The 16,060-nt window shown below is 57.6% G+C and carries 13 protein-coding genes; 5 read left to right on the top strand and 8 right to left on the bottom strand.

The genetic code is table 11. The features are described from left to right. Nucleotides 1-4 precede the first annotated feature (4 nt). The 4 genes from paaD to paaA are packed head-to-tail and all read right to left on the bottom strand — an operon-like array spanning nt 5 to nt 2,498. The gene (gene paaD, locus ACTJJI_RS06585; RefSeq protein ID WP_047362037.1) at nt 5-502 is read right to left on the bottom strand and encodes a 1,2-phenylacetyl-CoA epoxidase subunit PaaD; all 498 of its coding nucleotides are present in this window, start codon (nt 500-502) and stop codon (nt 5-7) included. 11 nt (nt 503-513) lie between these two features. Then, nucleotides 514-1,260: a 1,2-phenylacetyl-CoA epoxidase subunit PaaC gene (gene paaC / locus ACTJJI_RS06580; protein WP_440653512.1), complete on the bottom strand. Its 747-nt coding sequence runs from the start codon at nt 1,258-1,260 to the stop codon at nt 514-516. 8 nt (nt 1,261-1,268) lie between these two features. After that, nucleotides 1,269-1,556 (bottom strand): 1,2-phenylacetyl-CoA epoxidase subunit PaaB, encoded by a 288-nt coding sequence (gene paaB / locus ACTJJI_RS06575; RefSeq protein WP_003857353.1) that lies wholly within the window; start codon nt 1,554-1,556, stop codon nt 1,269-1,271. 12 nt (nt 1,557-1,568) lie between these two features. Beyond that, a complete protein-coding gene (gene paaA, locus ACTJJI_RS06570; protein ID WP_013096761.1) occupies nt 1,569-2,498 on the bottom strand; it encodes a 1,2-phenylacetyl-CoA epoxidase subunit PaaA in 930 nt (309 codons plus the stop codon). Nucleotides 2,499-2,782: 284 nt separating this feature from the next. On the opposite strand from paaA, the gene paaZ reads away from it, so the two are divergent. From paaZ to ACTJJI_RS06555, 3 genes are all read left to right on the top strand, one after another. Next, nucleotides 2,783-4,825: a phenylacetic acid degradation bifunctional protein PaaZ gene (gene paaZ, locus ACTJJI_RS06565; protein WP_440653509.1), complete on the top strand. Its 2,043-nt coding sequence runs from the start codon at nt 2,783-2,785 to the stop codon at nt 4,823-4,825. A 602-nt stretch (nt 4,826-5,427) separates the two neighbouring features. After that, nucleotides 5,428-7,704: a primary-amine oxidase gene (gene tynA, locus ACTJJI_RS06560; protein ID WP_125365988.1), complete on the top strand. Its 2,277-nt coding sequence runs from the start codon at nt 5,428-5,430 to the stop codon at nt 7,702-7,704. Between the two features lie 115 nt (nt 7,705-7,819). Beyond that, a complete protein-coding gene (locus tag ACTJJI_RS06555) occupies nt 7,820-8,926 on the top strand; it encodes a GGDEF domain-containing protein (protein ID WP_047362043.1) in 1,107 nt (368 codons plus the stop codon). 99 nt (nt 8,927-9,025) lie between these two features. Here ACTJJI_RS06555 and ACTJJI_RS06550 read toward each other — a convergent pair whose 3' ends face one another. After that, nucleotides 9,026-10,525, bottom strand: a complete 1,500-nt coding sequence (locus ACTJJI_RS06550; RefSeq protein ID WP_014831750.1) for an aldehyde dehydrogenase family protein — start codon at nt 10,523-10,525, stop codon at nt 9,026-9,028. A gap of 241 nt (nt 10,526-10,766) precedes the next feature. On the opposite strand from ACTJJI_RS06550, the gene feaR reads away from it, so the two are divergent. Continuing rightward, nucleotides 10,767-11,675: a transcriptional regulator FeaR gene (feaR, locus tag ACTJJI_RS06545; protein ID WP_083022110.1), complete on the top strand. Its 909-nt coding sequence runs from the start codon at nt 10,767-10,769 to the stop codon at nt 11,673-11,675. On the opposite strand, the gene ACTJJI_RS06540 is transcribed toward feaR, so the two are convergent. Genes ACTJJI_RS06540 through ACTJJI_RS06530 form a run of 3 tightly spaced genes read right to left on the bottom strand, consistent with a single transcriptional unit; the run spans nt 11,676 to nt 14,828 of the window. Further along, nucleotides 11,676-11,993, bottom strand: a complete 318-nt coding sequence (locus ACTJJI_RS06540) for a YdbL family protein (protein ID WP_028028066.1) — start codon at nt 11,991-11,993, stop codon at nt 11,676-11,678. 7 nt (nt 11,994-12,000) lie between these two features. Beyond that, nucleotides 12,001-12,192 (bottom strand): YnbE family lipoprotein, encoded by a 192-nt coding sequence (locus ACTJJI_RS06535; RefSeq protein WP_020688201.1) that lies wholly within the window; start codon nt 12,190-12,192, stop codon nt 12,001-12,003. Next, nucleotides 12,189-14,828, bottom strand: coding sequence for a YdbH family protein (locus tag ACTJJI_RS06530; protein ID WP_440653505.1), 2,640 nt, complete (start codon nt 14,826-14,828; stop codon nt 12,189-12,191). Before ACTJJI_RS06530 ends, ACTJJI_RS06535 begins: the two co-directional genes overlap by 4 nt. 210 nt (nt 14,829-15,038) lie before the next feature. Between ACTJJI_RS06530 and ACTJJI_RS06525 the strand changes: the two genes are divergently transcribed. After that, nucleotides 15,039-16,028, top strand: a complete 990-nt coding sequence (locus tag ACTJJI_RS06525) for a 2-hydroxyacid dehydrogenase (protein WP_047362046.1) — start codon at nt 15,039-15,041, stop codon at nt 16,026-16,028. The last annotated feature ends 32 nt before the right edge of the window (nt 16,029-16,060 follow it).

Here is a 16,060-nt window from a genome sequence, read left to right as displayed (position 1 = left end):
AACCTCAAATACATTTGAAATAGTCGAAGGGCTCGCGGCAGGTATTGCAGCGGTAAAGCGCCTTACAGGCCGTTGAACCAAATTCACTGATAAGCGAGGTGTCGGTACTGGCGCAGCGCGGGCAGCTCACCTCAGCGGGAACATGGGCATGACAGCTGTGCCCCACGGGTGGGCTGATGCCATACGCGCGCAGACGTTCACGCGCATCGTCGGTCATCCAGTCGGTGGTCCAGGCGGGTTCCAGCTGCAGCACGATGTGCACGGGCGTATACCCGTGTGCCGTCAGGGTGTCGCGGATAGCGCCAAGCAGGTGTTCCGTCGCCGGGCAGCCTGAATAGGTTGGGGTAAAGCCGATCACCCAGCCTTCGCCCTGCGCGGTGACGCTGCGCACCATACCTAAATCGGTGATGGTGAGCACCGGCACTTCCGGGTCCGGGATCTGGCTGAGCAACGACCAGATGTGCGGAACCTGCGGGGGGGCGATGTCGACAAGACGTTGCATGGCGTTCTCCTTTACCACTGCTGATCGGGATACGCGCGCTGGAGATACTGCATCTCTGCCAGCATCGGGCCCAGATGCTCGGTATGCAGCCCGCGTTTTCCGCCGGTGCGATAGGCCGTCTCATCGGGTACGCGCAGGTTGGCTTCCCGCAGTCCGGCAAACACTTCGTTTTCCCACGGCTGGCGCAGGGTGCGCGGATCAACCGCAACGCCGGACTCAATCAGCTCAAGCTCAACGTCATCCGCCTCGAACAACTCGGCCGTAAAGCGCCACAGGTTGTCGATGGCCTGCTGCATTTTTTGCGACGAGGTTTCACTGCCGTCTCCCAGGCGCACCAGCCAGCCGCGGCTAAAGCGCAGGTGGTAACGCGCCTCTTTAATCGCCTTGGCGGCGATGGCGGCAAGCTGGCTGTCGCTGCTGTGGATCAGCCGCTCGTAGAGGGCAACATTCCACGCGTCCATCAGGTACTGGCGGGCGATCGTGTCGGCGAAGTTGCCGTTCGGCTGTTCTGCCAACAGTAAATTGTGAAACTGACGCTCATCGCGGCCGAAGGCCAGGGTGTCTTCATCGCCCTGACCTTCCCGCTCTGCCGCGCAGGCGAGGAAGTTGCGCGCCTGCCCCAGCAGATCGAGACCAATGTTGGCGAGCGCAAGATCGATTTCCAGCTCCGGCGCGTGTCCGCACCAGGCTCCGAGGCGCTGCGAGAGCACCAGACCGTTGTCGCCCAGACGCAGGGCGTATGCAGATACTGTTTTCATCCCTGACCTCACATATGCTCGATGCCATCAGGGATGGTGTAAAACGTGGGGTGGCGATAGACCTTGCTTTCCGCCGGGTCGAAGAACTCGCCGCTCTCTTCCGGCTGAGAGGCAACGATCTCGCTCGCCTTCACCACCCAGATCGAGCAGCCTTCGCTGCGGCGGGTATAGGCATCCCGCGCGTTTTCCAGCGCCATGCGATCGTCAGCGGCATGCAGACTGCCAACATGGCGGTGGGATAACCCTTGTTTGCTGCGTACGAACACTTCGTACAGCGGCCAGTAGACATTGCTCATCGTGATTTCCTCTTATGCGGCCTGACGGGCGCGTTGTTTTTCTGCATGCGCCAGTGCGGCTTCACGCACCCACGCCCCCTCTTCCCAGGCTTTGCGCTTAGCGGCCAGGCGTTCGTGGTTGCAGATCCCGCGTCCGTTGATCACCTCGTCAAACTCCTGCCAGTCAATCTCACCGAAGCGGTAGTGGCCGGTTTCCTCATCAAAGCGCAGGTCTGGATCGGGTACCGTCATCCCCAGCATCTCCACCTGCGGGATGGTGTTGTCGACGAAGCGCTGACGCAGTTCGTCATTGCCAAAGCGTTTAATTTTCCAGGCGAGACTACGGGCGCTGTTCGGCGAGTTGTCGTCGTTTGGCCCGAACATCATCAGGGCGGGCCACCAGAAACGGTTGATGGCGTCCTGCAGCATCTGGCGCTGGGCGTCACTCCCCTGCGCCAGCGCCATGCAGGCTTCAAACCCCTGACGCTGGTGGAAACTCTCTTCTTTGCAGATTTTCACCATCGCACGGGCATACGGCCCGTAAGAGGTCCGGCACAGCGCCACCTGATTGACGATGGCGGCACCGTCCACCAGCCAGCCGATCACACCGATATCGGCCCAGCTCAGCGTCGGGTAGTTGAAGATGGAGGAGTATTTCATCTTGCCGTCGAGCATCTTCTGGTAGATGTCTTCCCGCGCGCAGCCCAGCGTTTCAGCCGCGCTGTAGAGATACAGCCCGTGCCCGGCTTCGTCCTGCACTTTCGCCAGCAGGATCGCTTTGCGGCGTAGCGTCGGGGCGCGGGTGATCCAGTTCCCTTCCGGCAGCATGCCGACAATTTCAGAGTGGGCGTGCTGACCAATCTGGCGGATCAACGTCTTGCGATAGGCTTCCGGCATCCAGTCCTGGGGCTCAATCGCCGTCTCCTGCGCTATGCGCTGCTCAAAGCGTTGTTCTTGCGTCACGTCATCACCTTTATGATTCGTTAGTTTGCAACTTAAAGCGTAATTGTGAATCACTTTGTTTTTTAAAAGTTACACAAAGGTTAAATATACCCCCAAGAAATGTTTCCTGATTTTGTGATGTCGCTCGCAGGGCTTTTGCGCAAAGGCCGCCACATCAGGGCTACAACCGCCACACATCTTCCCTTGAGATCACATTGTTAACAATTCATTAAAACTCAGCTTGATTTTTATGATTCATGATCAAACTATTGATAGTGAAATAACGAAACATGTGGAGATAAGAGATGCAGCAGTTAGCCAGTTTCTTGTCCGGTGTCTGGCAATCTGGCCGGGGCCGCGAACGTACTATTCATCACGCCATCAGCGGTGAAGCGCTCTGGAGCGTGACCAGCGAAGGGCTGGACATGGCGGCGGCACGTCGCTATGCCATTACGCATGGCGGTCAAGCCCTCCACGCCATGACCTTTATCGAACGCGCGGCGATGCTGAAAGCGGTGGCGAAGCACCTGCTCAGCCTGAAAGAGACGTTTTATGCTCTCTCAGCCCAGACCGGAGCGACAAAGGCCGACAGTTGGGTCGATATTGAAGGTGGGATTGGCACGCTGTTCACCTATGCCAGTCTGGGGGGCCGTGAATTACCGGATGACACGCTGTGGCCCGAGGATGAACTGCTCCCACTGTCGAAAGAAGGCGGCTTTGCGGCACGCCATGTGCTGACATCGAAATCGGGCGTGGCGGTACACATTAACGCCTTCAACTTCCCCTGCTGGGGCATGCTGGAGAAACTCGCCCCCACATGGCTTGCCGGGATGCCGGCGATCATCAAACCGGCCACCGCCACCGCACAGGTGACGCAGGCGATGGTGAAAGCGATTGTGGAGAGTGGCCTGGTGCCGGACGGTGCCATCAGCCTGATCTGCGGCGGCGCGGGCGATCTGCTGGACCATCTCGACAGCCAGGATGTGGTGACCTTCACCGGCTCCGCCAGTACCGGTCAGCAGCTGCGCGTTCACCCGAATATTGTGGCAAATGCCATTCCCTTCACCATGGAAGCCGACTCCCTGAACTGCTGCGTACTGGGGGAAGACGTGACGCCGGAACAGCCCGAATTCGCCCTGTTCATTCGAGAAGTGGTACGTGAGATGACCGCCAAGGCCGGACAGAAATGTACCGCCATCCGCCGCATTATCGTGCCGCAAAACCAGATTGACGCGGTAAGTCAGGCGCTGATCGCCCGGCTGGAAAAGGTGGTAATGGGCGACCCGGCGCAGGAAGGCGTAAAAATGGGTTCGCTGGTCAACAGTGAACAGCGTGCGGACGTGCAGGAGAAAGTGGATCAGCTTGTGGCCGCAGGCTGCCAGGTTCGCCTGGGCGGAAAAGCCGATCTGCAGGCCGCCGGGGCGTTTTACCCGCCAACCCTGCTCTTTTGCCCGCAGCCGGATGAGACCCCGGCGGTGCACGCCACCGAAGCGTTCGGCCCGGTGGCCACCCTGATGCCGTATCGCCATACAGACCACGCGATGCAACTTGCCCGTGCGGGCGGCGGTAGCCTGGCCGGGACGCTGGTTACCGCCGATCCCGCACTTGCCCGCCAGTTTATTTCTGGCGCAGCGCGGGCGCACGGGCGTATTCAGATCCTCAACGAGGAATCAGCAAAAGAGTCTACCGGGCACGGTTCTCCGCTTCCTCAACTGGTGCACGGCGGTCCGGGACGTGCGGGTGGCGGCGAGGAGCTGGGTGGCCTGCGTGCGGTCAAACACTATATGCAGCGCACCGCCATTCAGGGCAGCCCCACCATGCTGGCCGCCATCGGCAAACAGTGGGTACGCGGCGCGACGGTGCAGGAAGATCGCGTTCATCCGTTCCGCAAATACTTCGAAGAATTGCAGCCGGGCGACAGTCTTCTGACGCCGCGTCGTACCCTGACGGAAGCCGATATCGTTAACTTTGCCTGCCTGAGCGGGGATCATTTCTATGCCCACATGGACAAGATTGGCGCAGCGGAGTCGATCTTTGGCGAGCGGGTGGTACACGGTTACTTCCTGATCTCTGCCGCCGCCGGGCTGTTTGTTGATGCGGGCGTGGGGCCGGTGATCGCCAACTACGGCATGGAAAACCTGCGCTTTATCGAGCCGGTGAAACCGGGCGATACCATTCAGGTGCGCCTGACCTGCAAACGTAAAACCCTGAAGAAACAACGTACGCCGGATGAAAAACCCACCGGCGTGGTCGAATGGGCGGTTGAGATTTTCAATCAACACCAGCAGGCGGTGGCGCTGTACTCCATTCTGACGCTGGTGGCTCGCCAGCAGGGTGATTTCAGCTAACGTCCCCTCACCCTCTCGACAAGGACTGAGGGAATTTGTAAGCAGAAGCAATAACGCTGCTTTCAGCATGACTGAGGGCTCTCAACGATGCCCTGGTCCGGCTGTAAATCGCTGAGGCGTTTCCTGCAGGCCGGGGCGAGGCGCAGGGATGCGCCGAGAGGGCGGATTTACAGGGAGGTTACCTCCGCCCGTCCCCGATAAGCCGGAAGGAATAAGCCGAGGGCACCGCGAAGCGGCGATTTACCGCCGGGAGCCCGGGTCGCCAGGGTGGTGGCGACTGAGCCACCCTGGCACGTTCACAGGTTATGTCGTAACTGAGTAGCAAGGAACATAAAGTGAACGGAATGACCACCACAGCCCTATGTTCCCCTTACCCTAACCCTCTCCCGATGGGAGAGGGAATTGTTCACTGCGCGTATCAATTTGTGGAGCCTCATCAGTGCGCATAGATAGATGAAAAGGCTCGGCATGTGATTTATCCCCGCCCTTTTCTAACCTGGCAAGACTGACAAATAACCTGGCAGATGCAGGCAAACGCTTTTTTCACGCGCCTGTCAGGATAAGACTCACAACACAATAAACACAACAAGATGAGGTCTACGATGAGAAGCAATTCTTCATTTTCTGCCCGTAGAACGGCACTGGCTCTGGCCGTTGCGCTCTGCTGTGCCTGGCAATCTCCCGTTTTCGCTCACGGCAGTGAGGCGCATATGGTCCCAATGGACAAAACGCTGGCAGATTTTGGCGCAGAGGTTCAGTGGGATGATTACGCACAGATGTTCACCATTGCAAAAGACGGTGCGTTCGTGAAGGTTAAGCCCGGTGCAAAAACCGCCATCGTTAACGGCAAACCCCTCGCGCTACCGGTGCCGGTGGTGATGAAAGACAACAAAGCCTTTATCTCGGACACCTTTATCAACGACGTCTTCCAGTCTGGCCTCGACCAGACGTTCCAGGTTGAGAAAAGCCCCCATCCGCTAAATGCATTAACGGCTGATGAAATCAAGCAAGCCGTGGCGATCGTCAAAGCCTCAAAGGATTTTAAACCAAACACCCGCTTCACCCAGATTGCCCTGGCAGAGCCCGAGAAAGCCAAAGTGTGGGACTTTGTGCTGAACGGCACGCCGGTGGAGGCCCCGCGTCAGGCGAATATCACCCTGCTGGACGGCAAGCACGTCATCGAAAGCCGGGTGGATCTGAAGGAGAAGAAAATCCTGCGCTGGGAGCCGGTCAAAGATGCTCACGGTATGGTGTTGCTGGATGATTTCACCGCCGTACAGCAGATCATCAACGAGAGCCCGGAATTTGCTGAAGTTCTGAAAAAACGCGGCATTAACGATACGAAGAACGTGATCACGACCCCGCTGACCGTCGGCTATTTTGACGGTAAAGACGGCCTGAAACAGGAAGACCGTCTGCTGAAGGTGGTGAGCTATCTGGATGTGGGCGACGGCAACTACTGGGCGCACCCGATTGAAAATCTGGTGGCGGTGGTTGATCTCGAACAGAAGAAGATCCAGAAAATTGAAGAAGGTGCGGTTGTTCCGGTGCCCATGACCCCGCGTCCGTATGATGGTCGTGACCGCATCGAAACGCCGAAAAAGCCGCTTGAGATCATCGAACCGGAAGGCAAGAACTACACCATTACCGGCGACATGGTGCACTGGCAGAACTGGGATTTCCACCTGAGCCTGGACTCCCGTGTGGGGCCGATGATCTCGACCGTCACGTATAACGATAACGGTAAAAAACGCCAGGTCATGTATCAGGGCTCCCTGGGCGGGATGATCGTCCCTTACGGCGATCCGGATGTGGGCTGGTACTTTAAAGCCTATCTCGATTCGGGCGACTACGGCATGGGCACCCTGACCTCCCCGCTGGTCCGCGGCAAAGATGTGCCGTCCAACGCCGTGTTGCTTAATGAAACCATCCCGGATTACACCGGTACGCCGATGGAGATCCCGCGCGCCATCGCCATTTTCGAGCGCTACGCCGGGCCTGAATATAAGCATCAGGAGATGGGCAAGCCCAACGTCAGCACCGAGCGCCGCGAGCTGGTGGTGCGCTGGGTGAGCACCGTTGGCAACTACGATTACATCTTCGACTGGGTATTCCACGAAAACGGCACCATCGGCATTGATGCCGGAGCCACCGGGATTGAAGCCGTGAAAGGCGTGCAGGCTAAAACGATGCATGACGCCACCGCCAAAGACGACACCCGATACGGCACCTTAATCGATCACAACATCGTGGGCACCACCCACCAGCACATCTATAACTTCCGTCTCGATATGGATGTGGATGGCATCGACAATAAACTGGTGGCGATGGATCCGCAGGTGAAACCGAACACGGCCGGCGGCCCGCGTACCAGTACCATGCAGGTCAATCAGTACGATATCGATACCGAACAGCAGGCGGCGCAGAAATTCGATCCGGGTACCATTCGCCTGCTGAGCAATACCCGCAAAGAGAACCGTATGGGGAACCCGGTCTCGTACCAGATCATCCCTTACGCGGGCGGCACGCACCCGGTGGCCACCGGCGCGAAGTTTGCGCCAGACGAGTGGATCTACCATCGCCTGAGCTTTATGGATAAACAGCTGTGGGTGACGCGCTACCACCCTGACGAAATGTACCCGGAAGGGAAATTCCCGAACCGCTCCACGCACGATACGGGGCTGGGTCAGTACAGCAAAGACAATGAGTCACTCAATAATCAGGACGATGTGGTATGGATGACCACCGGAACCACGCACGTTGCCCGCGCGGAAGAGTGGCCCATCATGCCAACGGAATGGGTGCATACGTTGCTTAAGCCGTGGAACTTCTTTGACGAAACGCCAACGCTTGGCAGGAAGAAAGACGAACAGCAATAATCACCAACCGGGCCTGATGCCCGGTTTTTTTTGCCTTTCATTTTGATGATTCATCCAGCCTGCTTATAGTTAGTGGTATCTCACCTTCACGCCCCTGGACGGGAAAACAACCTTTATGGAAAAAAGAAAAAACCTCACCCCCGAACGCGCCACCTGGCCAACACGTCAGGCCATGGTGCACCACGGGCTGGCGATGAACCTGCCCTGGCTGGCCTTTGTTAACGTCAGCTTTGCCCTGATGATCCTGCTGCGCCACGTCCTGCTGGAAAACAGCGTTTTCCTGTATCCCGGTTCACAGCATCTGACCCGGGTTGTCGATGCCTCGATGCTGGGCATCATTATACTGTCTGCCGCATTAATCCTGATGGCCTGGCGACGTATAGCCGGGATAAGCGTAGTGCTGTTTATCTGCAGCGCCTTCTGGTCGATGTGCAGTTACTGGTTCATTACCGCCCTGCACCTTCCCCACGTCTGGCCGCTGTGTGTGATTTTATTGCTCTCCGGCTTGACGGCGCTCTATTTTTACCCGGAGGGTTTACTCTCGTTTGTGCTCCCGCTGTGGCTCACCCTGCCGGTCGCCAGCTGGGTGCTGAATGATGGCCTTAACCTTCGCTTTGCGACTATCTGGAGCGTATTCACGCTGATCATGATTTGCGGGCGGTTTATCCTGTTAAGCTGGTTTGACGAAGCCTGGCGGCGTAATCAGCAAAATCAGCTGTTAATCTCCAGGCTGGATGCGCTGGCGCACCAGGATCCGCTCACCAAAACCGCCAATCGCCGGATGATGGAAGTGGTGCTGGAGAACGCCGTTGAGCAGAACAAAGCCTTCTCGCTGATCATGCTGGATATCGATTATTTCAAGCTCTACAACGACACCTATGGCCATCAGGCCGGCGACGACTGTCTGACCCGCGTGGCGCAGGTGTTGAAGCAGGCGGTGCGAACCCCGGACGATGTGGTGTCACGCTACGGCGGCGAGGAGTTTCTGGTGATCCTGTTTAATTGCCCGGAAAACGTGGCGCAGCAGGTTGCACGCCGCATCCAGGACGGCCTGCGCGCGGCGGCGATACCGCACGGTGCGTCCAGGGTCAGTGAGCATGTGACCGTCAGTATGGGGATTGCGGGGATTTCGCCAGGCCTGGCGGGGCCGGAACTGATCGCCCGCGCCGATGCGGCGCTGTACCGTGCGAAAGAGGCCGGACGGGATCGGTGGTCGCTGTAAAACTAGCCCGGTGCGGCCTGATTCCCTCACCCTGCCCCTCTCCCACGGGAGAGGGAACAAACACTAAAAAGGCAACCTCCCGGTTGCCTTTTGCTTTTATTAATAGCGCACGCACACCGATTTGGTTTCACACCAGCCGTCCAGCCAGTCCGGGCCGAAGTCGCGTCCGGTGCCGGACTGCTTCATGCCGCCGAACGGCAGGTTGGCGTCGATCAGCGTATGGCTGTTCACCCAGACGGTACCCGCCTGCAATCTGTCGGTATACTCCAGCGCCTTGCTGATATTCTGCGTCCAGACGCTGGCGGTCAGGCCATATTCGGTATCGTTGGCAAGGGATAACGCCTCTTCGCCATCGGCTACACGTACCAGGTTAACCACCGGGCCGAACACCTCTTCGCGGGTGAGTCGCAGCCCGGGATCCGGGTTGACCACCAGCGTCGGCGAGACGTAATAGCCTTTCCCTTCCGGCCCACGGTTGCCGGTGATCAGCTCCGCGTTGCGCGATTTCGCTTCATCCAGGAAGGTCTGCACCTTGTCGCAGTGAGCCCGGGATACCAGCGGGTTGATAAACGCCTCCGGCGACATGCCTGGCCCCACGCTCAGGGATTTCACCGCCTGCTCAAACCCGCTGACCAGCGTGTCAAACAGCGGCGCTTCGATATAAATCCGCGAGCTCGCCGCACAGACCTGGCCTTGATTGAGGAAGCTACCGGTCATCAGCCCTTCAACCACCCACGCAGGGTCGGCATCTTTCAGCACGATGGCCGGGTTTTTACCGCCCAGCTCCAGCGTCACGCCGGTCAGCGTATCGGCCGCCGCGCGGGCAATCTGTTTACCCGTCGCCGTTGAGCCGGTAAAGCTCACTTTGGCAATATGCGGATGCGAGGTCAGCGCTGCGCCGCACACCGCGCCGCTTCCGGTCACCACGTTAAACACACCGTCAGGGACACCTGCTTCGCTCGCCAGTTCCGCCACCCGCAGCATGGTCAGCGGCGTGGTTTCTGACGGCTTAATAACGATAGAGCAACCCGCGGCCAGCGCAGGCATCACCTTCCACATACCGATCATCAGCGGGAAGTTCCACGGCACAATCCCGGCCACCACGCCCACCGGCTCTTTACGCGTCCACGCCTGATAGCGTGCGCCTTGCGGCAAGGGAATGGAGAGATCGAGGGTTTTGCCGGCTATTTTGGTGGTCAGCCCGGCGGTATAGCGCATCCAGTTCAGGGTACAGCCCACTTCAAAGAGACGGGAAATGTTGATGGATTTCCCCTGCTCCAGCGTTTCAAGCTGGGCCAGCTCCTCGCTGTGCTGCTCCACCAGGTCGGCGAAACGCAGCAGGATACGCTCACGCTCTGCCGGTAATTTTCCGGCCCAGCTGCGGGCGACAAAGGCACGCCAGCCGGACATGACCGCGCGGTCGACATCATCGACGCTGGCGTCTGCCGTAGAGGCGATAACCTCACCGGTAGCAGGGTTATACACATTCAACCGTTTTTCGCTGTCCGACGCGGCCTGACGCCCCTCGATCCACAGCCCGTGATGTCGGTCCAGAAACTGCTGTACGCCAGGCTGGATGGCGACCTGTGATTCAGACATAGAGTACTCCTTCGTTATTCTTCGCAGGGTGTTACTGCAGTCTAAGAGGCCTTTTGCATTCCCGCTTTTGTCTGTGTGACATTCGCTTTGCCACCTGTGACAGGTGCCGCAATTCGTGATAATTCCGCCTTATAACGCTGTTACCGGTGAGTGTTCTTTCCTATAGTCAGCCTCATGGCTCTGACAAAACGCAACACAAATGCAACAATGCGAAAACATTGATGGCGCAGCGAGATAAACGATGGCGGGTGTAAGCGAACAGGAACGGTATCAGCAGTGGCTGGCGCAAATTAACCATGTCTGCGGGCGCTTTAATGCGCGTCCTTTAGAGGGTGAGTTCATTGGTGAACTGGAAACGAGCTACGCCCGAAGCCTGAAGTTAAGCACCGTCACCGCGGGCGGGGTCAACCTGTTTCGCTCCCGTCAGGAGATTAAACAGAGCAATGATGCCTGGTTTTATACCGTGTTTCAGCTTGACGGCAGCGCGGAGATTGAACAGGACGATCGCCGTTCAATTCTGAACGCCGGCGACATTACGCTTATCGACGCCTCTCGTCCCTGCTCCATCAACTGGCAGCAAAAATCCCGCCAGATTTCGCTGCTGGTTCCCCGTCAGATTATTGAGCAGCAGTGTCGCTTTCAGGAGGTGAGCTGCGCGCTGACACTTTCCCGCTCGCTGCCCACCGTACAGCTCAGCCATCGTCTGCTGCTGGAGAGCATGAGCAATGCTGACCTGAGTGACAGAGAGAGCGAAGCCGCGCTGGAAGCGATGATCTGCCTGCTCCGTCCGGCGTTTCAACAGCGCGACGCGGTACAGCCACGCAAGGAACGTCAGTTCCGGAACGTTCTGTCGTTAATTGATGACCATATTCAGTCGGAATCCCTGCGCCCGGAATGGATTGCCGCAGAGAGCGGCATGTCGGTGCGAAGCCTGTATCGCATGTTTGCCGATAAAGGGCTGGTGGTGGCGCAGTACATCAAAAATCGTCGGCTGGATCTGTGCGCGCAGGTACTGAGATCCGCCAGCGACGAGGAAAAGCTGGCGGGGATTGGCTACAGCTGGGGATTTGCCGACCATAGCCATTTTTCAACGGCATTTAAGCAGCGTTTTGGCGTCTCGCCTGGCGAGTACCGTAAGCGCTTTCGCTGATCACTTCTTCAGCCATTTCCCGTTAATGCCCTTCACGTACTCTCCCGGCTGTGCGCGGGCCACCAGCTTTTGCCCGGCCATCTTCGCCACTTCATCAACCGGCAGGTTATTGCTGTCCGCCAGCTTCTGGTAGCTTTCCGTGCGCGCCGCGTTGATGCGGCTCACCAGCGCCAGCGTTTCAGGGTCTTGTTTCACCGGGGCAAGATACCCGCTCAGGGTTTCCCCGACACGCCCCTGCGCCCGGGCCTCGTTTAAGGTCAGGGTTGCCGCCTGCACGTTCATGCCCAGCGCCAGTAACATCAGAGCTAATCGTTTCATGGCGTCCTCAGAACAGATCGCTGCGCGATTTCAGCAGGGTTTCAACGTCTTTATCGACTTTAATGTGGATCTCATGTTCGATTTTGACGTTCATATTGATGGTGATCGGCTCCTTCGGCGCAGCGACTTCAATGCGCGGCGTACAGCCGGTCAAGAGCGCGGCAACGGCGACGGTGAGCACACCAGCCCTCATTTTCATTGTTGTTCCTCACTTTCCTTGCCAGTCGAACTGCGGATACCGGGTAGCGCCGCGTGTTGCTCAAACCAGGTTTGTAGATTGTCTCCAAAGCGCAGGCTACGCCAGAGAGTAAAGACGTTCTCGTCATGGGTGTAGTTAAGATTTACGGAACTGCTTTTGCCATCGACCCGGCTGGTGCCTTTGAGGGTCGCCTGCATGGTTAATTCACCCAGATTATCTAAATTGAGTCTTGTCCACGATTGTGAAATTTCCATATAGCGGAGCCAGTTAATCGCTGCTCCTGCAACCATATTATCGTTGACGATGGCATCAGCGGTGTCTTTATCAATACGCAGCGTCATCGGCCCCGGGTTGGTCAGCCAGCCATCTTTAATGATCCATTTTTCATTGTCCAGCCAGAACGGTAGCGCCCCGCTTATCGGGCCAGACAGGGCAAACTGCTTAGGATTAATGGCGCTGATCAGCTCGCTGGAGGAGATATTGTCCACGCGCAGCAGCGCCGGGTCATGCTGCGGCATTCTGAGCTGCTGCATGGTGATTTTCCCGCCGAGGGTCTCCACCTTGACGTTGGTCAGCAGCAGCGGGTTTTCCTCGCTCCACGGGTAGTCACCCTGCAGGTCTGCGGTGATGTTGCGCGCGGTCACCAGGTTTTCCACTTCACCAATGCGCAACGTGACCGGGCCACGCGTGCCCAGCGACCAGGTGCCCTCGCTAAACCGGAACGGCAGCACAAAATCCACACCGTTGATCTGGTTGTCTGGCATCCAGGCGCTACCGGATTTCAGTACACCGTGGCCGCCAGCCTCAAAGCCCTGATCGGCAGCGGCAGAGAAGGCCACCTGCGCATAAAGCTCACCGTCACGCAGCGTCATTTTCCAGTCTGGCGGGATCAGTGGCTGGAACACGGTAAGGGATTGTTTTGGCCACCAGGCCTGACCGCGAAGGCGTTCCCCGTCCCAGCGACCGTTGACCTGCACCGGGCCGATGGCCTCGGCATGCAGATCGCCTTTAAACTGGAATATCGTCGGGTCTGTTCCGTCAACGCTGAAGGTCAGCACCGACGGGGGCAACACGCTGCCGCCGGCGAAACGGGTTTCTCCGGCATTGAGCGACAGCGCACCGCTAAATTTCGGCGTGACAGGGTCACGGATCCAGCGTACCGGCTTATCCAGTACCAGTCGCGGTTTACTGACGTCCATGGTGCCGTACTGCAGTTTGTCAAAGCCGGTAGAGAGCGCGGTCAGCTCAATAAGTTTGTCGCGCCATTCGCCTTTCCCGGCGACATCCCAGCGCGCATTCATTGGCGTAAAGCTGCCTTTGCCCCAGTAACGCCACTGCCACAGGCCGTTATCGGGTAAAAAGTCGTTGGCCTGACCGTCCAGATGCAGCTCAAAATCCCCCATCTCGTTCTCATGGGCCCGCAGAATAGCCTGCAGACGACCATCCACGCCCTTTTGCGTGAGCTTCACGCCGGCCAGTGGCCAGCGGATTTCGTCGATATCCAGCGAATCAATAATGCGACCGCGCGAGCGCAGCAGCGCGCCAGGCTCAAAAGCGAGCTGAGGATCGTTCAGGCCGCCGGTCAGTCTGGCCGGAAGTCTGGCGTAAAGCACCAGGTCGTCCTGTTTGGCCTCCCCGCTCAGATGAAGCGGCATGTCGCTGTTTTCCAGGCTGAGCCTGCCCGGCCCGAGATTCAGCACGGCGTTACCCTTTCCGGCATCACCCTGAGTCAGGACATTGAGGCGTCCGGTAAAGGTGGCTTTCTCCAGCCCCTGCTGCCAGTTATCTACCCGGAGACCCACGCGGCCGCTCATCGGCATGCCGGACAGGTTCCAGTTCCAGCGCCCGTCGCTGATATTCAGCTGTTCGGCCGTGATTTGCCATGGTAAATCGAGAAGCGGATCGGGGTTATCCCGCGCCATCACCAGCAGTTGCCCCTGATTTTCTTCCCAGTCCAGGTCGGCATCGACCAGCGAGGTGAGCTGTGGCACGTTAAAAGTGGCGACCGCATGGCCTTTCACCGGCACGCCATCCGGCACCAGCGGCAGGGTGAACTCACCCACCAGTTTTACGGGCGGCACCTGGCCGGGGAGTTGTACATCAAGCTGACTGACCGAGAGAGTCTGGCCGCGTAACTGCCCTTTGAAACTGACCTGCTCACCGTTGTAGGTCACCGCCTGTACCGCAGGCGTCAGTGAGGCATGCAGTTCCCCTTCCCACTGTTGCCAGGGAGACAGGGTAAGGCGGCGGATAATGACCCAGGTATTTGGCAGTACCGACTGCCACTGAGCCAGGGTTTTTGGCGCAACGGTTGACGGTGCAGACTGGGGAATTTTACTGAGGCACACCGTGTTAAGTTCAAGCGCACCAATATCCAGATTCCAGCGGCTGGGATGCGACAGCGTGGCGTTTTCAACCCGGGCAATTTCACAATCCTCAACCAGATAGCGAAGATCGGGGATCACCAGCGCATGCCGGGTCAGTTTAGGGCTTTCCTCAAAGGCGATACGTGTACCGACAGGCAACCAGATACCGGCGAGGGTCGGTACCCACTGGGCGAGCGTCATCAGCAGCGTCAGCGGCAATAAAATCAACAGCAATAAGAGCGCAATCGCGGCTTTGTATTTACCCTTCATGGGCAGTTAATATCCTGATTTAGCGAGAGAATTAAGCCGACAGTGCCGATCATTGTCGCATGTTTAGTCAATCAGTTGAAGTAAATGCCAGTTTTAAGAATAGATGCTCTAAAATAATTGATAGAACTTATTGATTTAAATAAAATTTTAGAAATTGTAAGATTATTTTAATCATGCTAACGTGGATGTAAAATCACTGGAGAAAGTCTTATGAAACTCGCGGTATATAGCACAAAGCAGTACGACAAAAAGTATCTGCAACATGTTAACGAGGCTTACGGGTTCGATCTTGAATTTTTCGACTTTCTGCTGACCGAAAAAACCGCTAAAACGGCGCACGGCTGTGAAGGCGTCTGCATCTTCGTGAACGATGACGGTAGTCGTCCGGTACTGGAAGAGCTGAAAAAGCACGGCGTAAAGTATATCGCCCTGCGCTGCGCGGGCTTCAATAACGTCGATCTGGATGCGGCGAAAGAGCTGGGGCTGAGGGTGGTTCGCGTTCCGGCCTACTCACCGGAAGCGGTCGCGGAACATGCTGTGGGCATGATGATGTCCCTGAACCGTCGTATTCACCGCGCTTATCAGCGTACCCGAGATGCGAACTTCTCGCTGGAAGGACTGACCGGCTTTACCATGTACGGTAAAACCGCAGGCGTGATCGGTACCGGTAAAATCGGCGTGGCCGCCCTGCGCATTCTGAAAGGCTTTGGTATGCGCCTGCTGGCGTTTGACCCGTACCCAAGCGCCGCCGCGCTGGAGCTGGGCGTGGAATATGTCGATCTCCCGACCCTGTTATCTCAGTCTGACGTGATCTCCCTGCACTGCCCGCTCACACCGGAAAACTATCACCTGCTGAATCAGACCGCGTTTGAGCAGATGAAAGACGGCGTGATGATCATCAATACCAGCCGCGGCGGCTTGATTGACTCTCAGGCGGCGATTGAAGCGCTGAAAACCCAGAAAATTGGCGCGCTGGGGATGGACGTGTATGAGAACGAACGCGATCTGTTCTTTGAAGACAAGTCTAACGACGTCATTCAGGACGACGTGTTCCGTCGCCTGTCCGCCTGCCATAACGTGCTGTTTACCGGGCATCAGGCGTTCCTGACCGCTGAGGCACTGATCAGCATTTCCGAAACCACGCTAGGGAATTTACAGCAGCTGGAAAACGGCGAAGCGTGTCCTAACGAGATAGTCTAAGCCGACATGCCGGGTGGCGGTTACGCCTTACC

The sequence above is a fragment of the Enterobacter sp. 22466 genome, from assembly GCF_052044775.1.
In the GTDB taxonomy this organism is placed as follows: Bacteria; Pseudomonadota; Gammaproteobacteria; order Enterobacterales; family Enterobacteriaceae; genus Enterobacter; species Enterobacter dissolvens.
This window is presented reverse-complemented; position numbering and strand designations above follow the sequence as displayed.